Origin of the sequence: Komarekiella delphini-convector SJRDD-AB1, assembly GCF_014831675.1 — a bacterium.
In the GTDB taxonomy this organism is placed as follows: domain Bacteria; phylum Cyanobacteriota; class Cyanobacteriia; order Cyanobacteriales; family Nostocaceae; genus Komarekiella.
Genome location: NZ_VJXY01000018.1, coordinates 39,325 through 62,235, shown reverse-complemented (window position 1 = coordinate 62,235; position 22,911 = coordinate 39,325). Strand labels below are relative to the sequence as shown.

The window sequence follows — 22,911 nt, the reverse complement described above, 5'->3', positions numbered from 1 at the left end:
AAATTCTCCTATGTGAATTTTAGCAAACGACTGTGCAGATGAAGATTTAGATCAGTAACTATGGGCAACTTATTATACAAATACCGACTTATTTAATAGATAAGGGTAAATGTAAAATCCACAATTGATAAACCTAATACCGACAATAACTAAACTCGCAAAAGTAATGTTGCCATTTCGGCAATATTTTCAGATCTCTGGGTATTTACCTAAAAAAGTTGCATCAGTCACAGAAAATTTTATTCTGATATGAAACCTCTATCGATAGAGGTTTTTTGATTTCATGAACTACACACGCCTGGATTCGCTTGAGCAGGGCGTATTCATATTCAGGAGTAACGCATGTAGTTCATAATACGTTAGTCCTGAATTAGTCATTTCGCATTCATATATGATTGCAAAATGCTGGGTAAAGGTTAAAGAGAAATAGTACAGCGAAAACTCAATACTCTTGACCTTTTCCCTTTACCTTTTCCCCGACTTCTGCAAAAAGTCTATTAGTCACCACAATTAACTTAAATTAAATAACTAATGACTAACAGCTAAACTCCACTCAGTTGTTTTTTCAGGTTTAACGTTGGGATTTGCTTCTGGACTATCAGCTTCAGAAGGTGGAACTAACTGCCAGAACTTCAGCAAGTATTCTTGCCAGTTTTGCAGAATCTTGTTTGCTTTTGGTGAACCAGTGCGTTCCGCATGAGTTTTAATTAACTCTTGCAGTTGTTTTGCGCCTGCTTCTGTAATCACCTGCTGTATTTTAACAATTTCTCGGTTGACTAACTCAGGAAATAAGCCGTCTTCATCCAAGAAGTACGCCAGTCCACCAGTCATCCCAGCAGCGACGTTACGTCCAACCTTGCCGAGGACAACAATCACGCCACCAGTCATATACTCACAGCAGTGATCCCCAGCGCCTTCAATAACTGCTGTGCCTTTAGAGTTACGCACAGCAAAGCGCTCTCCCGCTAAGCCGTTAGCAAATAAAACGCCACCAGTAGCACCATAGAGGCAGGTATTGCCAACAATCACGTTTTGTGATGGGTCATAGGTAGCATCAAATGGTGGTTTGATAATGATTTCACCACCATGCATTCCCTTACCTACGTAATCGTTTGCCTCACCTGCCAGCGTTAGAACTATACCGGGGAGATTGAAGGCTCCAAAGCTTTGTCCAACACTGCCTTGAAAGTTGAGGTTAATATGTCCTTCAAAGCCGCTATCGCCGTACTGAGAAGCGATCGCCCCTGCTAAACGTGTACCTACTGTTCTGTCGGTGTTGACTATTGGGAAGGTTTTGGTGACAGTTGATTGTTTGCTAATAGCAGTCCTAATTTCGGGATCAGCAAGCAATTGATCATCTAAGACCATGCCATTACTGTGGACTTCTTCATGTACCAACCAACTGCGATTATCTCTGGTATCTGGTAGTTGGAGTAAGCAGTCGAGATTTAGTGCTTGTGTCTTGGTAAGTGTTGCCTCTTGGCGGACTTTTAACAAATCTGCACGTCCAATGATTTCCGACAAGGAACGGTAGCCGAGTCTTGCTAAAAGACTACGCACCTCTTCGGCAATGAAGTAGAAAAAGTTAACGACGTTTTCTGGTATCCCCGTAAACCGCTTACGGAGTTCTTCTTTCTGAGAGGCGACACCCACGGGGCAGTTATTTGTATGGCAAATTCGCGCCATGATACAACCTTCGGCAATCATGGCGATGGAACCAAAACCGAATTCTTCGCCGCCCATCAATGCACCTATTACCACATCCCAACCACTTTTGAATCCGCCATCTACGCGCAAAATCACGCGATCGCGTAGACTATTTTGCATCAAAACGCGATGCACTTCGCTTAAACCGAGTTCCCAAGGTGAACCAGCATGTTTAATGGAACTCAACGGTGATGCCCCCGTACCGCCATCGTGACCGGAAATCTGAATGATATCAGCGTTAGCTTTTGCTACACCTGCGGCAATTGTACCGATGCCGATTTCTGCAACTAGCTTGACCGACACCTGCGCTCTGGGGTTAATTTGGTGGAGGTCAAAAATCAGCTGTGCCAGGTCTTCAATAGAATAAATATCGTGGTGCGGTGGCGGCGAAATCAATGTAACACCTGGCTTGGAGCGTCTTAACATCGCAATGTAAGGACTAACTTTGGGCCCTGGCAGTTGTCCACCTTCCCCAGGCTTTGCACCTTGGGCAATTTTGATTTCTATTTGTTTAGCGCTACTGAGGTAGGCTGGGGTAACACCAAAGCGTCCTGATGCAACTTGCTTAATCGCACTAGAAGCAGTGTCACCGTTCTGCAATCCTTTTAAATGCGGTAGGGTTGGCGAGTGACCAAACTCGTCTACATCATCTAGGACTGTGTAGCGCACTGGGTCTTCACCGCCTTCCCCAGAGTTAGATTTACCGCCAATACGGTTCATGGCGATCGCCAAAGTTTCATGCGCTTCTCGTGATAAAGCGCCTAAAGACATCCCACCAGTGCAGAAGCGTTTGACAATTTCACTAACTGACTCCACTTCTTCTATGGGAATTGGCGAGCGATTGCTTTGGAAATCTAGCAAGTCACGCAAGGCTGTTACTGGCCTACCTTGAAGATGCTTTTTATAAACTTCGTAGTGGTCGTATTCCTTGCTATCTAAAGCTTTATGCAGAGCCTTTACCATTTCGGGGCTATTCATGTGGTACTCGCCACCAGGACGATACTGCACAAAACCTAGGTTTTCTAGCTTCTTAGTCGTTACAGGGAAAGCCTTGACGTGGAAAGAAAGCACTTCATCAGCGAGTTCCTTGATACTCAAACCACCAATACGGGAAGTCGTACCACGGAATCCCAGTTCTATTAAATCCCTACCAATGCCAATGGCTTCAAAGATTTGCGCTGCTTGATAACTGGACAGCAAGGAAATTCCCATTTTTGAAAGAATTTTTAACAAACCTGACTCTACAGCTTTGCGATAATTTCCTAAAGCTTGCTCCAGAGTCAGGGCTGGAATTTTCTCCAAACTCATTAACTTTTGAGTTTTGGGGTCAAACCACCAATCGCGCACCGTATCCAAAGCCATATACGGGCAAATTGCGCCTGCACCATAGCCAATCAGACAAGCAAAGTGATGGGTACTCCAGCACTGGGCTGTATTGACAATCAGAGAAGTTTTCATTCGCAATCCCTCGCGAATCAGGTGATGATGTACAGCACCCACCGCCAACAGGGGAGGAATGTAGGTGTATTCAGTATCGAGCACAGGGCGATCGCTAAGAATTAAAATCTTCGCACCTGCTCGGACTGATTCAGCTGCTTGTGCTTGTAATGACTCTACTGCTGCTTTCAATCCTTCTGGGCCGTTGGCAATTGCAAATAGGGTTGACAACTCAGCTGTGGCAAATCCCGACAGCTTAATTGCCTCTAGCTCTGCTTCTGTCAATAGTGGCGATTCTAGCTTCAGTCTTCGGGCATATTCTGGCTTTGCTTCTAATAAGTTACCCCGCTCACCCAGTTCGACTTTCAAGGACATTACAAGCTTTTCCCGTAGGGGATCAATTGCTGGGTTCGTCACCTGAGCAAAGCGTTGTTTGAAATAATCATAAAGCAGGTGAGGTTTTGATGACAGCACTGCTAAAGGAATATCATCACCCATGCAGAAAGTCGGCTCTGAACCGGCGATCGCCATTGGTTGAATCACCATTTCTACATCTTCAGAAGTGTAGCCAAAGGCTGTTTGACGCTGAAGTAAGGTTTGTCTATCAGTTGTCTCGATGTCATTTGTTATTTGTCTGCCATTTCCATTTCCATTTGCTAATGAGGAATGACTAATGACCCCTTCGGAGTTCGCCAATCGCTCATGGGGGAGACCCCCAAGATCGCGTTGGCTCACTAATGACTTTAATTCTTGACGATGCTGTCGCAACCATTCCCCGTACGGTTGCTGCTTGGCGATGCGCTGCTTAATCTCCCAATTTTTCAACACTTCATGGTTTACTAAATCCACAGCAATCATTTGCCCTGGCCCTAATCTCCCTTTCTCAAGAATGCTGGCTTCTGGGAATTCCACCACACCTGCTTCAGAAGCGACGACGATATAATCATCCTTAGTGATCACGTAGCGAGCTGGTCTTAAGCCATTGCGATCTAATGTTGCACCAACTTTTTGCCCATCGCTAAATACCAAAAGTGCTGGCCCGTCCCACGCTTCTTGCAGACCACTGTAATACTCGTAAAAATCAACAATTTCTGGATAGTCCTGCAAAGAAGGCTGGTTTTGGTAAGCCTCTGGAACCATAATCATCAAGCTTTCTGAGGGGCTGCGACCGGAACGTACCAATAACTCCAGTACGTTATCTAAGGTGGCAGAGTCGCTATTGTCAATATGGACTAATGGCTTGAGTTCATTGATGCGAGTCTCCTGCAAAGAGGCTGCGCCGTTTTCATGCACGGAGTGCTGTACGCCCCATACTGAATGATTCAGGCTAGCTTCTCGTGCCATCATCCAGTTGATATTACCCAACAGGGTATTAATTTCGCCATTATGACCTAAAAGCCGCATCGGTTGAGCCAGGGGCCATTTAGGCATTGTGTTGGTACTAAAGCGGCGGTGATAAACAGCAAAGGCGCTCTTGTAAGCTGGATTTTTTAAATCGTTATAAAATTCTCCTAACACAGCGGAACGCACCATGCCTTTGTAGACAATTGTGCGGCTTGATAAAGAGCAGACATAAAAATCTTCTGAAATATTGGTTGCAGCCTTACTAATTCGGCGGCGGGTAATATACAGTTGCCGCTCTAGTTCATCACCACTTTTGTCAACGGCAGCTAGTAAAACTTGTTCAATCTGGGGTTGATTTTCTCTAGCTTGTATTCCCAGGAAATCAGATTGTACTGGTACTACTCGCCATCCCAGTACAATCAGTTTTTCCTCAGCCGCTACTTGCTCAACTGTTGCCCTAGCTCTTTGTGCTGCTTCTTGGTCTGGCGGTAAAAATATCATCCCCACAGCCATATTGCTGAGGGATGACAATTCCTTCATTTTTTGGCCATAATCTTGCTGGAACAGCTCCCAAGGGATCGCTGTCAATATTCCTGCACCATCACCAGAGTCTTGGTCTGCGCTACAACCTCCCCGGTGTTCTAAGCAGGTCAAAGCATTTAAGGCTTTTGCCACAACTTCGTGGCTGGCATGATTCTGGCGATGAGCAATAAAACCTACACCACAAGCATCTCGTTCCTCTACCAACCACCTTGGTTCTTGGTGGTTGTTTCCTAAGACAATATTTGCTGTGATTCTCTGGTCTTGATTCATCGGTTTCTTATTCATACCCTGTTCCTGAAGTGTTGAGTTAATAAATTTTGCGACTACTTGACTGGGAAAAATTTTTTAATTTATGGCCAAATACAGATTAAGTACCGAAATTTAAGGAAAAAAAATTTTAACTTCGGTTTTACTTTTTAGTTAACCTGTGTTAAAATGATTGCGTTATTTTTGTATGTGTTTATGCGGTGTTAAACAAGATACTTCTGCCTGGACATTATTCTCGCCCTGACAGAGTGTTTTCTATAGTTTGAAGCTAAGTATTTTATCAATTCTTTTTTCCAGATGCACCCTAGTTGTCAGGTAGAGCATATCTCGGTCTACCTAAAATAAAACTAACATTGAACGCTGCACTGCGTTTTCAAGCTAACACTATCTTGTCCCAGCAATAAAATCAGCGTATTACAATATATACCCATTTGACAATTCCCAAATATTTCTGTTGCTGTCTAGAGTTTTGCTACTTAACAACTGTCACTTGCTTTACTACTGACTAGACCTCACTGAAGTAGCAACAGTAGCAGCGATCGGTAAGGATCGAATATCTTAATCCAGTTTGCTAACTAAAACTACCGTGTATAGTCTGGTTAGAACTAGTGCCAGTTCAAACACTTAGTTGTGGTGGTTCTAGCGAAAAAATGCTTCTTTCGTTTAAAAGTGATAACAAGCCAATATATATATTATCATAATTTTTCCAGAATAAACTCATGATTTTTTAATATTTCCCAACAACTTAGTCTTTAGTTTTTTGTTGGGTAATAGTTTTCACAAGTACCTAGTAAACTATGGTAAAAATGCCAAATTGTTACAGACAAGAACACCTTAGTACTATTACCAATCACGACACTAGTAGGTTTTTTTGGTCAACTATGTCACCGATGGTGTTGATAACACTGTACTTAACTACTAACTATGCTACTAGTGCCCAAGAGTCCTTGACAAATGCCCAATTAATACCGAGGTTGATCTCACAGTCCTCTACATCACCTTTTCCAGGGGTGTCATCTTCTGGCAATCAAATTTCTCTCAATGGTCGCACATTGCCAGGAACTTGGTTGCAGCAATCTGGAGCTAGTCAAGCGACAACTTATGTCAGTGATGGGGTATTTAGGCAATTAATTGGTGTAAATTTCTTAAACAGTAGTAGTCCAGCTAAACAACCAGTACAGTGGTTTTCATCCGTTACAAAGCCACTAGTTTTAACTACCAGGCTGTTGGGAGCATATCGCTATCTAGATATTACTAATTTTGCTAAAACAGCAGGATGGCAGATACAAACCAATGGCAACACCTTGGTGATTTTTACTCCAAAGGCACAAGTGACCAATATTATTGAGAGTAAGCAATCTTCAGTCCCAACTGTTGCACCATTGGGGCAGGCTCGTATTTTGGTTGATTTAGATCGTCCAACTCCTTGGCAAATTACACAAGGCTTGGCAATCAAAAAACCCTTAACTCCACTTTCAGACCCAGACATACCTATACCCAAGCCGAGTGCACCGCCAAATCGAGAGTGGACAATTACCCTGGATGGAATAGCTAATCCCGTCTTGATAGAACGCTATACCCCTCTGCAACCTGCGCCACCACCTATATTACTGCCAAACCTGCTCAAACAAATATTACCAGTTACACCAACACCACCAACACTACCAGCGCCAGTTCCAGATCCACTAATTCAACAAGTGGAGATGGTCAAGAATCAAACAATTATTCGCTTGAGCGTTCCCTTTGGTCTATCTCCTCAGATTAGTACTATAGCTAACCCCAATCGCCTTGTTATCGATATCCGACCCGACGCTTTAGAAGAGAGAGATATCAATTGGGCACCGGGATTACGCTGGCAACAGCGTTTTATTAAGTTAGGCACAGACCGCTTTCCTGTAGTTTCGTTAGAAGTTAATCCCCACCAATTTGGGCTAATATTGAAACCCGTGTGGACAAACCCAGATACTCTTGCGGGTACTGCACCTCTAATTCAAACGGCACAGCGGTACTTAGCAGTAGCAGCAATCAATGGTGGTTATTTTAACCGGAATAACAGATTGCCCTTGGGTGCGATTCGTCGTGATGGTCAATGGTTATCAGGGCCTATTCTTAACCGGGGAGCGATCGCTTGGAACGATTCTGGACAATTCTACTTTGGTCGTCTCACTTTGGTAGAAACTTTAACTACTGCAAATAACCTGCGCTTACCAATTCTTTTTCTTAACAGTGGCTACGTTCAGAGTGGTATTGCTCGTTACACATCAGTTTGGGGAACAACTTATACCCCCTTGACAGATAACGAAATCATCGTTGTTGTCCAGAAAGACCAAGTTACCAATCAGTTACCAGGTGGTAAGGCAGGAAATACCATGTTTCCCATTCCTCAAGATGGATACTTACTCACTTTACGCGGTAACGTTGCTACTACCTCATTGCAGCTACCTATAGGCACTACAGTCCGCATTACTAGCGCTACTGCTCCGGCCGATTTTAATCGTTATCCTCATATTGTGGGAGCAGGGCCGCTATTGGTGCAAGATCGTCAAATTGTCCTTGATGCCAAAGGTGAAAAATTTAGCGATGCCTTTATTGCAGAAAAAGCAATTCGCAGTGGCATTTGTACAACGGCAACAGGCGCACTGATGATAACTGCCGTGCATAATCGTGCTGGCGGATATGGCCCTAGCTTGGCAGAACACGCACAACTAATGAAACTTCTGGGGTGTGTAAATGCCCTGAATTTAGATGGCGGTAGTTCTACCAGTCTTTACTTAGGAGGTCAATTACTCGACCGTTCTCCTAGTACTGCGGCTCGTGTTCACAACGGAATTGGTATTTTCCTGCAACCACGGTAATGAGAGATGGAGCATTGGGTATTTTTTAAAGTTTGGAATAAGCTGCAATTTTACTTGATGAAGACTTGGTGTAGACACAAAAATTTTAGTAGTGATGGTTTACACCATAACGTTTGATTTTGCTATCTTTAGCAAAGTTAGATTAAGATTGCTGATTTTCACGGTTGCAAGATCGCCCTAGATTTTTCATCAATGGTTAAGAGTATTAACGGTTTGTTATGTCTTCAAATGAGGTAACTATGGCTCAATATCAAGAAATGGTACAAACTAACACTCTGCCCCTACCCCCAGCCATCACTTCCAGAGGCGTTGCTGCAACTGAGCTGCGTCCTTGGGGTGCTTTTACAGTTTTGGAAGAAGGGCGCGGATATAAAATCAAGCGCATCGAAGTTAAACCTGGACACCGCCTCAGTCTGCAAATGCACCACCACCGCAGCGAACACTGGATTGTCGTTTCGGGTACAGCTAGGGTAGTTTGTGGAGAGCAAGAAGTCCTACTGAGCAATAATCAGTCAACCTATGTACCCCAATGTACGGCTCATCGTCTAGAAAATCCTGGCGTGATCCCCTTAGTGTTGATTGAAGTACAAAATGGCGAATACTTAGGAGAAGATGATATTATTCGCTACCAAGATGACTATGCACGTACCAAAGATTAAAACTAGATGACTGGCTCTGATGTTATTCAGGAGCCATTGCGCTGCTTTTGTTTGCACACACGCCAGAAGTTACCACCTCCAAAAGGCAGGAACTCCTGGCGTTTCAGTCAATGTTAAAGTGATAATAGCGATCGCTCTCCTACGCCAACATGTAGCCAGAATTAAGAACACCCATACAGATAAAGAGCAAACACACCAGACGCTCTTAATACTGGAAAACATAATTTATTGGGCATTAATAACTGAAGGCAAATATCTGAAACGAATGAGAATGTTCCTGACTTTATAGCTTTGGATGTAGCAGGAGAACAACAATAAAGAGTGCAAGTGTCAACCCATCTGTAAGATTAAGATAGGGTTTTCAATGGCAAAAAACGAATTCCATGATTCATCTGAGTCAAGCAGCCGCCAGTGAGATCGGACGAATAAAGTCCAAACAACAGCCAAAAGGTTTATTTCGATTGACAGTTAAACCCGGTGGCTGTTCCGGGTGGTTTTACGATATGTTTTTTGATGAAGCAGTAAAAGTTAGTGATCAGGTTTTTGACTTGAATGGTATTCAAGTAGTAGTAGATGCTGAAAGCTTAAATTACATCAACGGATTAACACTTGATTATTCAGAAGATTTGATGGGCGGTGGTTTTCGCTTCCACAACCCACAGGCGATCGCTACCTGTGGCTGTGGCAATTCTTTCTCTATTAGTCCTTAGTCATAAGTCATAAATCATTAGTCTTTGAGCAAATGACAAACAGAGAAGTCTGGACGCAGCGCAAAGTCAGAGCAGAGGCTTCCGACGCTCCTACATCGCTATAAGCGTACCCCTACGAGGAAACAAGCTAGCGTCGAAGCGTCTCGTAGAGAAGCCATGCTGCCGTCGGCGCAACCTCTGATAGAAAAGACATCTAAACTTGGTAACAGAGACTTCCTTTGCTCAAAACTTCGAGTACAAATAACAATTGACAGAAAACAATCGAAAACGATATAATTAGGATTTGTTAAAACTTAGACCCTAATGCAGCTTTACGCGCTGTAACTCATGCCAACCATACAGCAGCTAATACGTAATGAGCGCGAAAAAGCGCGTCAGAAAACCAAGTCCCCAGCTCTGAAGCAATGCCCTCAACGTCGGGGTGTTTGTACCAGAGTATACACAACTACGCCTAAAAAGCCTAACTCAGCTCTACGCAAAGTAGCAAGGGTACGACTTACTTCTGGATTTGAAGTCACAGCTTACATTCCAGGAATTGGTCATAACTTGCAGGAACACTCAGTTGTAATGATTCGTGGCGGTCGGGTTAAGGACTTACCAGGTGTGAGATACCACATTATCCGTGGCACCTTAGATACAGCCGGAGTTAAAGACCGCAAGCAAGGTCGTTCCAAGTATGGAACTAAGCGCCCGAAAGAAGCGAAAAAGTAGGATTAGGCGATTAATCGCATCAAATTACGATTAATCGTCTCTCTTAAAAGCGTCAAGAACAGAAAAACAAGCAGCGCTTGCTTTGAAACAATAGTGATTATCGCTGTTGTATCTGTTTCAAGAGAAGCTACACCTACACTAAGCGAGCAAGTGTAGAAAGTTTTAAGCAGAATCCTGTAAGTGACAGCAGCATTAATATTTATTTAGATATTAAGGTTTATAATGTTGTCGCCTTGTGTGTCTAGTTGCAGGCAGCAAGTCAAGTAGGTCAGCCTCGCTGCAACTGTAGAGGAAAATATGAGGAATTTTAAGCGGCGGGTTCCACCGCTTTTAGTTTCCGGTGTCTGATAGCCTGATAGCATATAATTTCGTTGCCAAATCCGAATTAAAGGTGAAGTATGTCTCGTCGTGGTGTTGTTCAAAAGCGCCCAGTTCCGTCTGACTCCGTATATAACAGTCGCCTTGTGAGCATGATTATCAGACGGATTATGCGTCATGGCAAGAAATCACTTGCCGCACGGATTGTTTATGATGCCTTGAAAACTATTGAGGAACGTACTGGTAGCGGTGCCTTGGAAACCTTTGAAAGAGCAGTGCGAAATGCAACGCCTTTAGTAGAAGTAAAAGCTCGGCGAGTTGGCGGAGCAACCTATCAAGTACCAATGGAAGTGCGTTCAGACCGGGGTACTACCCTAGCACTACGTTGGCTAGTGCAATTTTCAAGATCCAGACCAGGGCGCACAATGGCCAGCAAACTGGCAAATGAGTTAATGGATGCTGCTAACGAAACTGGAAATGCCATTCGCAAGCGGGAAGAAACGCACCGCATGGCGGAAGCAAACAAAGCATTTGCACACTATCGTTACTAAGTAGAAAATCGATATATCGCAATTTTATCAGCGGTATATCGTCGATTTTTTCAAAAAGACGGTTTTCCGTAAAAGTATAGAATCTTAACAAAGAGTAATATACAAGATATCATGAGGCAAAAACTATAGGAGGTAGCTGTGGCACGTACGATCCCGCTAGAGAGAGTACGCAATATCGGTATTGCGGCGCATATAGATGCGGGCAAAACAACGACAACAGAGAGAATATTGTTTTACTCTGGAATAATTCATAAAATTGGCGAAGTTCACGAAGGAACTGCTGTAACAGACTGGATGGATCAGGAGCGGGAGCGGGGAATTACCATTACTGCTGCTGCTATTACTACCAGTTGGAAAGATCATCAAATTAACATTATCGATACCCCAGGTCACGTAGACTTCACGATTGAAGTTGAGCGTTCCATGCGTGTGTTGGATGGTGTAATCGCAGTATTTTGTTCAGTAGGTGGTGTGCAACCACAGTCCGAGACAGTGTGGCGACAAGCAGACCGCTACAAAGTACCTAGAATAGCCTTCATCAACAAAATGGATCGTACAGGCGCGAACTTTTATAAAGTTCATGATCAGATGCGCGATCGCCTGCGAGCTAACGCCATTGCCATTCAACTACCAATTGGTAGCGAAAACGAATTCCAAGGGATCGTTGATCTAGTGCGGCAGCGTGCATATATTTACGCTAACGACCAAGGAACCGATATCCAAGAAACGGATATCCCGGCAGAATTGCAAGAGCAGGTAGAAGAGTACCGCACCAAGTTAATAGAAGCGGCGGCAGAAACCGATGATACTTTGATGGCTAAGTACTTCGAGGGCGAAGAACTTACAGAAGATGAAGTCCGTACTGCCCTGCGTAAAGGCACAATTGCCGGGACAATTGTACCAGTACTTTGTGGCTCTGCATTCAAAAACAAAGGTGTGCAGTTGATGCTGGATGCCGTTGTAGATTACCTGCCAGCGCCCAGTGAAGTACCACCAATCCAAGGCATACTGCCAAATGGCGATACTGTCGAGCGGCGGGCTGATGACAATGAACCTCTAGCGGCTTTGGCGTTCAAGATTATGGCTGACCCCTACGGTCGCCTCACATTTGTTCGCGTTTATTCTGGTGTCCTGAAAAAGGGCAGCTACGTCCTCAACGCTAGTAAGAATAAAAAAGAACGAATTTCCCGCTTAGTTCTTATGAAGGCAGATGACCGACAAGATGTCGATGAACTGCGAGCGGGTGATTTAGGAGCAGCCCTGGGATTGAAAGACACCTTGACAGGTGACACAATCTGTGACGAAGGAGCGCCAGTAATTCTGGAATCCCTATTCATTCCTGAGCCTGTGATCTCGGTGGCGGTTGAACCCAAAACCAAAAATGACATGGACAAACTGTCCAAAGCTTTGCAATCTCTCTCAGAAGAAGACCCCACCTTCCGTGTCCACGTCGATCCGGAAACAAACCAAACCGTGATCGCAGGGATGGGAGAACTCCACTTAGAAATTCTAGTAGACCGCATGTTACGAGAATTCAAAGTGGAAGCGAATGTCGGTGCGCCGCAAGTAGCTTACCGTGAAACGATTCGCAAACGTGTCTCTAAAGTGGAAGGCAAGTTCATCCGTCAAAGTGGTGGTAAAGGTCAATACGGTCACGTTGTGATCGATTTGGAACCAGGAGAACCCGGTACTGGCTTTGAATTCGTCTCTAAAATCGTTGGTGGTACAGTACCCAAAGAATATATCGGCCCAGCAGAACAAGGAATGAAAGAAAGCTGCGAATCCGGTGTTCTGGCTGGATATCCGTTGATTGACGTCAAAGCGACGCTAATTGATGGGTCATACCACGATGTAGACTCTTCGGAAATGGCTTTTAAAATCGCTGGATCAATGGCGATGAAAGAGGCTGTGCTGAAAGCTTCACCCGTCCTCTTAGAGCCTATGATGAAAGTTGAGGTTGAAGTTCCCGAAAACTTCCTTGGGGATGTCATGGGCGACCTTAATTCCCGTCGTGGGCAAATTGAGGGAATGGGATCTGAACAGAGCATTGCCAAAGTGACTGCTAAAGTCCCGTTGGCAGAAATGTTTGGCTATGCCACTGATATCCGGTCGAAAACCCAAGGTCGGGGCATCTTCTCAATGGAGTTTAGCCACTACGAAGAAGTGCCTCGCAACGTGGCTGAGGCAATCATTGCTAAAAGCAAAGGGAACGCTTAATTAGAATAAGGAAATGAGCATTCATGGCACGCGCAAAGTTTGAAAGGAATAAACCCCACATCAATATCGGTACGATTGGCCACGTTGACCACGGCAAAACCACGTTAACGGCAGCCATCACTATGACCTTGGCAGCTATGGGTCAAGCTATAGCTAAGGGCTATGATCAAATTGATAATGCGCCAGAAGAAAAGGCACGGGGTATTACTATTAATACAGCCCACGTTGAGTATGAAACCGAAAATCGGCACTATGCTCACGTAGACTGTCCTGGACACGCTGACTATGTGAAGAACATGATCACCGGTGCTGCTCAGATGGATGGAGCTATCCTCGTAGTTGCTGCTACAGATGGCCCTATGCCCCAAACCCGCGAACATATCCTACTCGCAAAACAGGTCGGTGTTCCTAGTCTGGTTGTCTTCTTAAACAAGGAAGACTTGATGGATGACCCAGAACTCTTGGAACTAGTGGAACTAGAACTTCGGGAATTGCTTTCCAGCTATGATTTCCCTGGTGATGACATTCCCATTATCAAAGGCTCTGGTCTACAGGCTTTAGAAAAAATGACCTCTAACCCCAAAACTCAACGGGGTGAAGATCCTTGGGTAGATAAAATCTATGAGCTGATGGATGCTGTAGATTCCTTTATCCCCACTCCTGAGCGGGACATAGATAAGCCCTTCTTGATGGCTGTAGAAGACGTGTTCTCGATCACAGGTCGTGGTACTGTCGCTACTGGTCGGATTGAACGTGGTAAAGTCAAAGTCGGCGATACGGTTGAACTAGTGGGTATTAGAGATACTCGCAACACAACTGTAACTGGGATCGAGATGTTCAAGAAAAGTCTCGATGAAGGTATGGCTGGAGATAACGCAGGTGTACTACTGCGCGGGATCCAAAAGGCTGATATTGAGCGGGGTATGGTGTTAGCTAAACCTGGTTCAATTACGCCTCATACTCAATTTGAAGGTGAAGTGTACGTTTTAACAGATAAAGAAGGCGGTCGTAAAACTCCATTTTTCGCAGGCTACCGTCCTCAGTTTTACGTACGGACAACCGATGTAACTGGTACTATTAAAGCCTTTACTTCCGATGATGGCAGTGAGGCAGAAATGGTGATGCCAGGCGATCGCATTAAGATGACCGTAGAATTGATCAACCCGATCGCTATTGAGCAAGGAATGCGCTTCGCTATTCGCGAAGGTGGTCGTACCATTGGTGCTGGTGTCGTCTCCAAAATCTTGAAGTAACACCTTTTTGCTCTCACAACAAAGGAGCAGAGATGGTATTAGTACCTCTCTGCTCCTTTCTCTTCCTTTTATTTAAAGGATTGGGGATCGGGGACTGAAATTTTATTTCCTAGCCCCCAATCCCTAGTCCCCAGTCACCAGTCCCACAATTACTCAGAACCTGGACAATTAAAGATGGCAACTCTACAGCAGCAGAAAATTAGAATTCGTTTACAGGCTTTTGACCGACGCTTATTGGATACATCTTGCGAGAAGATTGTAGATACAGCTAACCGTACTAATGCTACAGCCATAGGCCCAATTCCTTTACCAACCAAACGGCGGATCTATTGTGTGCTGCGATCGCCTCACGTAGATAAGGATTCACGAGAACACTTTGAAACCCGTACCCATCGTCGGATTATTGACATTTATCAGCCTTCTTCTAAAACTATTGATGCCTTGATGAAACTGGATCTACCATCAGGTGTGGATATAGAAGTAAAACTTTAAATTAGTCATTAGTCATTAGTCATTAGTCATTAGTACTGCGACAAATGATCAATGACGAAGAACAAATGACATTAGTATGAATATTTATCTGGCCCTGAAGAAATATATCTCAGGGCTTTTATTTAGCTACGAAACAAATGATAGAATGTAAACAAAGTACGGGAAAAGCAGAGAAGAATAAATTTTAAAGATTAAGTTTATACTGAGATAACAATGACATCCTCTTCTAAAATTGCAGTTCGCGAACTACCTCTGTTCCCGTTACCTGAAGTAGTTCTATTTCCCACTAGACCATTACCCCTGCACATATTTGAATTTCGCTACCGAATCATGATGAACACGATTTTGGAGAGCGATCGCAGGTTCGGGGTCTTAATGGTTGATCCAGTTAAAGGTGGGATTGCAAACGTTGGCTGCTGTGCGGAAATCATTCATCATCAGCGAATGCCAGATGATCGTATGAAGATGTTGACTTTGGGACAGCAAAGATTTCGTGTATTAGAATATGTTCGTGAGAAGCCTTACCGCGTTGGCTTAGTAGAGTGGATTGAAGACCATCCACCAACCAAGGATTTGCGACCTTTGTCTTCTGAAGTAGAACAACTGCTACGAGATGTTGTGCGTCTATCAGCCAAGTTAACTGAACAAAACATTGAACTACCAGAAGACTTGCCCGATTTACCAACAGAGTTATCTTATTGGGTAGCGAGCAATCTCTATGGTGTTGCCGCAGAACAGCAGTCATTGCTAGAAATGCAGGATACTGTGGCTCGTCTAGAACGGGAAGCAGAAATTTTAACTTCTACTCGTAATCATTTGGCGGCTCGCGCTGTACTTAAAGACACCTTTAATCAGAAATAGAAGCAAGTTATATTAAGTCTTTACTGATTGGTAAGACATTGTAAGCGCCAAAGATTTTCAAAATTTCTGTATGGATAGATAAATCTGCTAAAGCAGATTTCATCTGTACTGAGCTACGATCTGTTTCTAGATCAACGAAAAATAAATATTCCCCTAGTGATCGCTTCGTCGGGCGAGATTCAATCCGGCTGAGGTTAATCCCTAATTGAGCAAATACTTGTAGGGGTTTAAGTAGTGCTCCGGGTACATTGGCAGGCGTACTGAAGGCCAGTGACGTGTGACTAGGACTTATTGAAGACATACGGTAATTAGCCTCTACTTCACCCTCACTTACCACCCAAAAGCGAGTACAGTTTTCTGGATAGTCGTTAATACCATTGGCAAGTATTGGCAAATTGTAGAGTTGAGCGGCTCTACTAGATGCGATCGCCCCTACCGTTATATCATTCTCTAGGTGCTGTAACGGCTCAGTTGTGGAATTAGTAGGAATCAACTGCACAGTTGGGAGAAACATCTCTAACCACTGTTGACATTGTGCCAAAGCTTGCGGATGAGAATAAACAGTTTTAATCTTATCCAAACTAGTCGCGCAGGAAATTAACGTATGAGCGATGGGCATGACTAAAGCCAACTGAATACGTAAGCTGTCCAACTGCCACAGTGTATCCATTGTCATGGTTACACTGCCTTCAATAGAATTTTCCACTGGGACAACAGCCAACTGGGTTTGTCCAGAAGCAACAGCTTGGAGCGATTGAGCAATGCTGGGATAGGGGCATAAAATACCTTCTATTCCCGTCTTTTTGACCAGCCAGTTGGCATAAAAAACTGCTGCTTGTTCTGCGTAAGTGCCAGGAGGCCCTAAATGGGCAATAGATATAGTCATCGTGTTTGTTAGTTATCTGTTAAATTTATAGACTATATGTGGGCAAACCCGGCCTTTATTAACTTGAAATATTGGTTTAACCTTGACTTCAATTCGTTGAAAAAGCAAGAAAAGGCTGATACTGAGTTAAAAAAGAAATATTTATAATGTTTTATGCCAATTATCTATCAAACTGTGCTTAAATATTTGGCAATCAGTTCCATTATCACAAAAATAAAATTCCAAGGCTCTAAAAGCGATAACTATGTGCTGCTCTTTTGGGTAGCACAATGATAAAGTTTATAGCTGTATTCACCAGCAGATTTCCCGTATTGGTTGTCAGGGACACAGTTTTGAGATTCCAAATCAACTTGAGTACGGAATTCAACTAACCACAGATCTAGAGGTCGTGGGATTTCAATTAGTTTTTCCTGAAATATTTGCAGGGCGTGGGTATAAGTTTTAGTCTGTGGATCTTTGCTAGCCAGGTAAAACTGCAAATTTTGATTGGGTTGATGTTGAAATTCCCAAGCTAATCCCATCATTCTGCCAGTCTGCCCGTGGTGTAAGTGAGTCGTAGCAATTAATACATTACCTTGAGAGGCTTTTTGGATTACCGAGGCAAGAACATCAGGGCGTTGGTTTTGCAGGTAGCCCAGATTCCAGTTTGCTGTCGCTCCCCCAAGTACTGCCATCAGCCAAATTATGCTCACCGCAACTTTCCCATTCACCAAAAGCCAGAATCTCTGACTGTGGTGGTTTAAATTTTGTACTCGGTTCCAACAGCCTGCCAATGCAGCACTCAAAAGTAAAATTACTGCTGGAGCATAGAAAAATTGGAACCGAGCTGCCAAAGTTAAGTCCATCCCTAAACCGTATGTGAAACACAAGCACAAGGCGATCGCCCCAAGGACATACTCACTCAATATTTGAATGGCTAAATGAGTATCAGGATGTTGCTGCTGGATTTTAAACCCATGAGTGAGATTAGGCAGGCTCCAAAACAAAAACAGCAAAGTTACTACACCAGAAACAACCACAATTACTACCGACAAGTTTGTGAGTGCGGAAGGCAACAGCAACAGCATACTAATAATCCAAAGTAGTAGTCTCCCTATCGGTTCCAACCATCTAACCTGAGCATTGCTACCTGCAACCCAGTTTGTTAGATCACTACCAGGAATATTTTGCAGGGTAGGAACCCAGACCAAGCATCCGATGAAAGTACCCATAGCAACTATCCAAATACGCCACCAATTAGGTTGCATCGGGTTACTTTGCTGCATTTTTAACCAAATTTGCCTCAGCAATACAAAGCCTTCAGCGCAAAGAGTCAGGGTGAAAAAAAAGTGAGTTGCTACCCCTAAACTGTTGATAGCTACCCAGGCTAAAACTATCCAGATAGACAAAGATTGTCGTCGATGGATAGTCTGAATTGCTTTAACAAAGCAACACAGAGAAGCAATCACTAGCAAAATCGCTAAAGTATAATGTCGTGCTTCTCTAGCCAGGAAAACAGTGTAGGGTGAAACTGCCATCATCGCTGCTGCCATCTGACCTACCAACTTGGAGCGAAAAGCTAAATAGCCAAAGCCAAACATGGCAGGAATTGATGCAACACCAAACAAAGCACTGAGCGATCGCGCCACCCAAATTGAGGCTAGTTCCCCTGTGGGCGAAAACATTTTCATCCAGAAATGTGCCAGCACAAAATAGATCGGTGGATGATTACTCTCATTAAACAAATGCTCAATAACTGCGCTGATTCCAGCCACAGGGATAGGTTGCAATGGCTGCAACAAAACATCTGAACTGATAATCTGATTGAGTGGAACAGTGTGGAAACTATTGCCTAAGCTAAAAACTAATGTTGCACACTCATCAGTCCAAGGTGGTAGAGATGCTAGACGCAAAAAGCGTAGACCAGTACCAATGGCTAACCATAGCAGCAGTAATAGTAAGTGAGAGCGGTTTTTCATTAACGCTATGTGGACTTAAGTTTATCTCTCTGAAGAGACTAATCATAATTTCTCAAAGTATCTAAATTAATGAAGGATAACCATAAGCAAATATAGGTTTAAAAAAAATCAGTCCTAATAAATATTTCTTTGATTGAATTAAAAAAATAAACATAATAAATTAATTAATAATAGAAGTATCAAACAATTACTTCCTTCAACTCATGGCTACCAAGTTTACTGCTTCGCAATCGGTGGAAATTGCTGTTCCACAGCAGCCTATTCCTATTCAGCACTACTTGCGTCAGCCTCCACGTTTGGTTAGAGCTTTAGTTGATAACAGTCGTATTCAGCAGCTTTCCGAAGAAGTATTTCGCTTGAAAATGCGTCCTATGACTTTTATGTCATTGAGTATTCAACCCACCGTAGACATGAGGGTCTGGGCAGAATCAAATGGAATAATTTATTTGCGATCGGTAGGTTGTGAAATTGTTGGTTTCGAGTATGTTAATCAGCGCTTTACTCTAAATTTAGACGGATATTTATGTCCCAAAGAGCTAAACACTGGCACTCGCCTACAAGGGAGAGCCGATTTAGAAGTGCAGGTAGATCTGCCACCGCCATTTTCCTTCACTCCCAAGCCGATTTTAGAAGCAACCGGCAATGGTTTGCTCAAGAGTGTGCTGTTGAGCGTTAAGCAACGTTTGTTACATCAACTTCTAGCCGATTATCGCCACTGGATGATATCACAAACTAAAGACAAAGGGCTTGACGATGACAGTACTGAATTACCAATGCTGAATCCTGAATAGTTATTTAATTACTCAGTACTTTTATTTGGCAAGGGCGAAAAGACTTACGATGCAGGGGTGAGGAACCGTATTGTTGCAGAGCCAGCAAATGGCGCTGGCTGCCATAACCTTTGTTACGCGCTAAGTCGTACATGGGGTATTTTGCTGCCAGACGCAGCACCAAATTGTCGCGCCAAACTTTAGCAACAATGCTAGCAGAAGCAATAGTCAGCGATCGCTCATCCCCTTTGACTATTGTTTGTTGTGGTATTAGCAAGTTTTTCACTGACTGATTGCCATCAATTAAGCAGAGTACAGGCTGTGCCTTCAGCTTCAGCACAGCCCGCTTCATGGCTAGCAATGTTGCCTGCAAAATATTCATTTGGTCAATTTCAGCAGTTGAAGCAAAGCCGATTTTCCAATCTATGGCCAGCCCACAAATTTGCTGCGCTAACTGAGTTCTACGAGAACTAGACAACTTTTTACTGTCTTTAATTCCAGCTGCTATCAGTTCTGGCAAAGCGTGATCTGGTAATATGACTGCTGCCGCAACCACAGGCCCAAATAGAGAGCCTCGGCCTACTTCATCCACCCCTGCAAGCAACCCTTGAATACCTGAAAAGGTGGAAAACTCCAGCCAACTTGATTCGCCCAAGGGTGCTGACGTACAAAGAGCAGTGGCAGTTTGCTCTGTTTTTACCATAGAGTTAAGTTAACTTTCATCAAGGGTGGATGTGCCTTCATCTACCGCAGAAGAACGACGACGACGGCGACGGTTGGCAGTGGAGGCGCTATTAGCTTCACTTTCATCTGCGTTGGCAGCGGAGCCTCTGGCAGAAAAGCGTCCCGAAGGATTCGCGGTAAACCCTGATTCCTCTATTGTAATTGTCTCTTGTGGCAAAGATTTCTGTTCTAACTCAACTCGTGGTGTAGGCAAGATAGGTGCGCTTACTTCAGAAGTTGTTCTTTGGGCAACAGTTGAGTCTGAGGTTGATTCTGTTGGTGTAGTTGGAAGTTGTCCAGGAAGGGTAACGTTAATAATTACAGATTTAGGATTTTTAACCTCCCGATTCAAACGCACCAATGGAGAGACTCCCATCAAGGCGAAGACATCTTGTTCGTCTCGTGTCATTTCCACAGAAACAATCTCTGGCGGTTCTACAACTGGTTTAACTGGTTCTGCCTTGGTAACTGTAACTTTAGTCCTTTCTGTTCTTTCACTCCAACCGGGTTTACCGAGGCTAGGCGCAGGTATCTCAGATGTTGCTCCTAGTTCTTCATCAGCATCCAGGTCTAAGTCTGGCTCATTAACAAAAGACAGTGGGTTGGCAACAACCCGCGTTTCATCTTTTCCATTTACCCCATTGATACCTATCCGATGACGGCGGGTACGGGTACGACGCTTGTTGTTATCGCCTAATTCTTGATAGCTAGGATGATTAATCAGATTCAGAGCACCCAATTCCGAGTCAGCATCGAATGCTTCCCCAAACCCATCGTAGGTTTCTCGTGGTTCTGTGAGGCGGGCAACTGGCTGACGTGGTTCTCTATGAGGTGGTGATACAAAACGTTCTGGTATTTCTACTGGCGTTGGCATTCGATTTTCGCCTTCTCCAGGCAAACGCACAGTATGCCCTAAACCGCCACAAGTGGGGCAAGTTTCACCAAACAATTCGTAAATATTTTGACCCTGACGCTTGCGGGTCAGTTCTACCAAACCTAGCTCAGTTAGTTGAGCAATTTGGGGACGAGCTTTGTCTGCTTTGAGTGATTTGTTAAAATGTTCTAGAACTTGCAGTTGGTCGCGCCGCGATTCCATATCAATGAAGTCAACGACGATCACCCCAGCAATATTCCGCAGACGCAGCTGGCGAGCAATTTCTGTTGCAGCTTCGCAGTTTGTCCACAGAACTGTTTCTCTGGCTGTCGCTGATCGCGTGAAGGAACCGGAGTTGACATCAATTACTGTTAATGCTTCAGTCGGCTCAATGATGATGTAGCCTCCAGAAGGTAGGTCTACTCTGGGTTTTAAGGCTTCTCGAATTGCAGCGCTGATGCGGAAGTACTCTAAAATTGGAGAGCGATCGCGGTGATGGTCTATCAACAATCCTTGCGGTGTCTGACCTCCACTCCAGTTCTGCAAATACTGCTTCACCCGCTTCAAGCCAGTACTGGAATCCACTACAATCCGATTCACATCGGCGCCGTACATATCTCGCAATACACGCTGGATAAAGTCATCGTCTCGGTTGAGTAGCGCTGGGGCACGGGTTGAGTGTGCTTCTTGCTGGATAGACTCCCATTGCTTTTGCAGCACTTCCAAATCTTCCATAATTGCTTCTTCGGGTTTGCCTTCTGCTTCCGTACGCACTAGCAAACCCATGCCCGCAGGCTTGATCAAAATCGCCAGTGCCCGTAAGCGGTTGCGCTCGCTTTCACTCTTAATCCGCCGGGATAAATTTACACCTCTGCCGTAGGGCATCAGTACTACATAGCGTCCGGGCAAGGTGATGTTACCAGTGAGCCGCGGCCCTTTTGTCCCTGTTGGCTCTTTCATTACTTGCACCAAAACTTTTTGCTGTGGTGCTAATAATTCTGTAATTGCCGCAGCGGTACGCTTTAGCTTCAATGGGCCCAAGTCAGTTACATGAATAAAACCGTTGCGCTCTGGATCTCCGATATTAACAAAAGCGGCATCTATCCCAGGTAATACATTTTCCACGACGCCTAAGTAAATATCACCTATTTGGTGATGACCTGTGGCAACAACAAGTTCTTGTATTTGGTCTTCAGAAAAGACGGCAGCAATTTGATGCTGCTCTGCGATAATAATTTGTTTTGGCATTCAATTTCCTCAAAAATTGGCAGCACCAATGTAGCTCTGGAGGTTTGTTACGCCTTTCGCCCCTGCCAGCCCCAAAAGCGCTACTGATAATAAAAATTGCGAATCTCGGCTCAAAGTCAAAGATTTGTTGACGCTGTAATTGCGTTTACACGCCTGATTAATCCAGAACGGCTGCATATTGTTTAAGTAATTAAATCAACCGTCCGTGGTTGATTTTTGATGCAATACCTTCACCAAAGGAAGTCCTGAGCTGAAAGTTCTGAGTCCCCGTTCTGAGGAGCGGAAGCCGCCGCTCAGAGTTTTTGCTGAGTGAGCTTTTGAGTCAGGACGCTTGATTTGAAAGCATCCGACTGAGTTCTTAAGAAAAAGAAACTATTTCTGTTTTCTATTCCCCATAGTCATCTTTAGGGTTACACTCAGCAACGCCAGTCCGCTCAACGGAGAGAACCCTCGCACACGGCTGGCTCCTCACTACTCAGCACTACTGTAGACTAGGCATTCAGCAGTTGTTTTAAAAGCATAGAGAA

At 44.1% G+C, this 22,911-nt stretch carries 15 protein-coding genes; 10 read left to right on the top strand and 5 right to left on the bottom strand.

Going from position 1 to position 22,911, the window contains the following annotated elements:
* Positions 1-528: 528 nt before the first annotated feature.
* Positions 529-5,316, bottom strand: a complete 4,788-nt coding sequence (gene gltB / locus FNW02_RS17505) for a glutamate synthase large subunit (RefSeq protein ID WP_191758787.1) — start codon at positions 5,314-5,316, stop codon at positions 529-531.
* A gap of 788 nt (positions 5,317-6,104) precedes the next feature.
* Between gltB and FNW02_RS17500 the strand changes: the two genes are divergently transcribed.
* The 9 genes from FNW02_RS17500 (at position 6,105) to FNW02_RS17460 (ending at position 15,925) form a co-directional block, all read left to right on the top strand.
* Positions 6,105-8,153, top strand: a complete 2,049-nt coding sequence (locus FNW02_RS17500) for a phosphodiester glycosidase family protein (protein WP_225225720.1) — start codon at positions 6,105-6,107, stop codon at positions 8,151-8,153.
* A 239-nt stretch (positions 8,154-8,392) separates the two neighbouring features.
* On the top strand, positions 8,393-8,812 hold the full coding sequence (locus FNW02_RS17495) for a phosphomannose isomerase type II C-terminal cupin domain (RefSeq protein ID WP_191758785.1): 420 nt from the start codon (positions 8,393-8,395) through the stop codon (positions 8,810-8,812).
* Positions 8,813-9,195: 383 nt separating this feature from the next.
* Entirely contained in the window at positions 9,196-9,522 is a 327-nt protein-coding gene (locus tag FNW02_RS17490) for a HesB/IscA family protein (RefSeq protein ID WP_191758784.1), read from the top strand.
* A gap of 327 nt (positions 9,523-9,849) precedes the next feature.
* Positions 9,850-10,233 carry a 30S ribosomal protein S12 gene (gene rpsL, locus FNW02_RS17485; protein WP_086687982.1) on the top strand — a complete coding sequence of 128 codons (384 nt, stop codon included), beginning with the start codon at positions 9,850-9,852 and terminating at the stop codon, positions 10,231-10,233.
* 398 nt (positions 10,234-10,631) lie between these two features.
* Positions 10,632-11,102, top strand: coding sequence for a 30S ribosomal protein S7 (rpsG, locus tag FNW02_RS17480; RefSeq protein WP_191758783.1), 471 nt, complete (start codon positions 10,632-10,634; stop codon positions 11,100-11,102).
* Between the two features lie 138 nt (positions 11,103-11,240).
* Entirely contained in the window at positions 11,241-13,319 is a 2,079-nt protein-coding gene (gene fusA / locus FNW02_RS17475) for an elongation factor G (protein WP_191758782.1), read from the top strand.
* A 23-nt stretch (positions 13,320-13,342) separates the two neighbouring features.
* Positions 13,343-14,572 carry an elongation factor Tu gene (gene tuf / locus FNW02_RS17470; RefSeq protein WP_191758781.1) on the top strand — a complete coding sequence of 410 codons (1,230 nt, stop codon included), beginning with the start codon at positions 13,343-13,345 and terminating at the stop codon, positions 14,570-14,572.
* Positions 14,573-14,746: 174 nt separating this feature from the next.
* Positions 14,747-15,064, top strand: coding sequence for a 30S ribosomal protein S10 (gene rpsJ, locus FNW02_RS17465; protein WP_008232935.1), 318 nt, complete (start codon positions 14,747-14,749; stop codon positions 15,062-15,064).
* Between the two features lie 213 nt (positions 15,065-15,277).
* Positions 15,278-15,925 (top strand): LON peptidase substrate-binding domain-containing protein, encoded by a 648-nt coding sequence (locus tag FNW02_RS17460; RefSeq protein WP_191758780.1) that lies wholly within the window; start codon positions 15,278-15,280, stop codon positions 15,923-15,925.
* Positions 15,926-15,932: 7 nt separating this feature from the next.
* Here the strand turns inward: FNW02_RS17460 and pheA are convergent, their stop codons facing one another.
* Both pheA and FNW02_RS17450 read right to left on the bottom strand, forming a co-directional pair.
* Positions 15,933-16,811, bottom strand: a complete 879-nt coding sequence (gene pheA, locus FNW02_RS17455; RefSeq protein WP_191758779.1) for a prephenate dehydratase — start codon at positions 16,809-16,811, stop codon at positions 15,933-15,935.
* Positions 16,812-17,053: 242 nt separating this feature from the next.
* Complete coding sequence (locus FNW02_RS17450) at positions 17,054-18,769, bottom strand: glycosyltransferase family 39 protein (RefSeq protein WP_191758778.1); 1,716 nt, start codon at positions 18,767-18,769, stop codon at positions 17,054-17,056.
* A 203-nt stretch (positions 18,770-18,972) separates the two neighbouring features.
* On the opposite strand from FNW02_RS17450, the gene FNW02_RS17445 reads away from it, so the two are divergent.
* Positions 18,973-19,560, top strand: a complete 588-nt coding sequence (locus FNW02_RS17445; RefSeq protein WP_191758777.1) for a DUF1997 domain-containing protein — start codon at positions 18,973-18,975, stop codon at positions 19,558-19,560.
* 4 nt (positions 19,561-19,564) lie between these two features.
* Here FNW02_RS17445 and FNW02_RS17440 read toward each other — a convergent pair whose 3' ends face one another.
* Both FNW02_RS17440 and rne read right to left on the bottom strand, forming a co-directional pair.
* Complete coding sequence (locus FNW02_RS17440; protein WP_191758776.1) at positions 19,565-20,242, bottom strand: ribonuclease HII; 678 nt, start codon at positions 20,240-20,242, stop codon at positions 19,565-19,567.
* A 9-nt stretch (positions 20,243-20,251) separates the two neighbouring features.
* Positions 20,252-22,384 (bottom strand): ribonuclease E, encoded by a 2,133-nt coding sequence (gene rne / locus FNW02_RS17435; protein ID WP_191758775.1) that lies wholly within the window; start codon positions 22,382-22,384, stop codon positions 20,252-20,254.
* Between the last annotated feature and the right edge of the window lie 527 nt (positions 22,385-22,911).

Bases quoted from the DNA above. Each gene is read 5' to 3' on its own strand.
- FNW02_RS17445 (WP_191758777.1), top strand. From the start codon at position 18,973: ATGGCTACCAAGTTTACTGCTTCGCAATCGGTGGAAATTGCTGTTCCA.
- gltB (WP_191758787.1), bottom strand. From the start codon at position 5,316: ATGAATAAGAAACCGATGAATCAAGACCAGAGAATCACAGCAAATATT.
- rpsL (WP_086687982.1), top strand. From the start codon at position 9,850: ATGCCAACCATACAGCAGCTAATACGTAATGAGCGCGAAAAAGCGCGT.
- FNW02_RS17460 (WP_191758780.1), top strand. From the start codon at position 15,278: ATGACATCCTCTTCTAAAATTGCAGTTCGCGAACTACCTCTGTTCCCG.
- tuf (WP_191758781.1), top strand. From the start codon at position 13,343: ATGGCACGCGCAAAGTTTGAAAGGAATAAACCCCACATCAATATCGGT.
- FNW02_RS17490 (WP_191758784.1), top strand. From the start codon at position 9,196: ATGATTCATCTGAGTCAAGCAGCCGCCAGTGAGATCGGACGAATAAAG.
- rne (WP_191758775.1), bottom strand. From the start codon at position 22,384: ATGCCAAAACAAATTATTATCGCAGAGCAGCATCAAATTGCTGCCGTC.
- FNW02_RS17500 (WP_225225720.1), top strand. From the start codon at position 6,105: ATGCCAAATTGTTACAGACAAGAACACCTTAGTACTATTACCAATCAC.
- FNW02_RS17450 (WP_191758778.1), bottom strand. From the start codon at position 18,769: ATGAAAAACCGCTCTCACTTACTATTACTGCTGCTATGGTTAGCCATT.
- rpsG (WP_191758783.1), top strand. From the start codon at position 10,632: ATGTCTCGTCGTGGTGTTGTTCAAAAGCGCCCAGTTCCGTCTGACTCC.
- pheA (WP_191758779.1), bottom strand. From the start codon at position 16,811: ATGACTATATCTATTGCCCATTTAGGGCCTCCTGGCACTTACGCAGAA.
- rpsJ (WP_008232935.1), top strand. From the start codon at position 14,747: ATGGCAACTCTACAGCAGCAGAAAATTAGAATTCGTTTACAGGCTTTT.
- FNW02_RS17440 (WP_191758776.1), bottom strand. From the start codon at position 20,242: ATGGTAAAAACAGAGCAAACTGCCACTGCTCTTTGTACGTCAGCACCC.
- FNW02_RS17495 (WP_191758785.1), top strand. From the start codon at position 8,393: ATGGCTCAATATCAAGAAATGGTACAAACTAACACTCTGCCCCTACCC.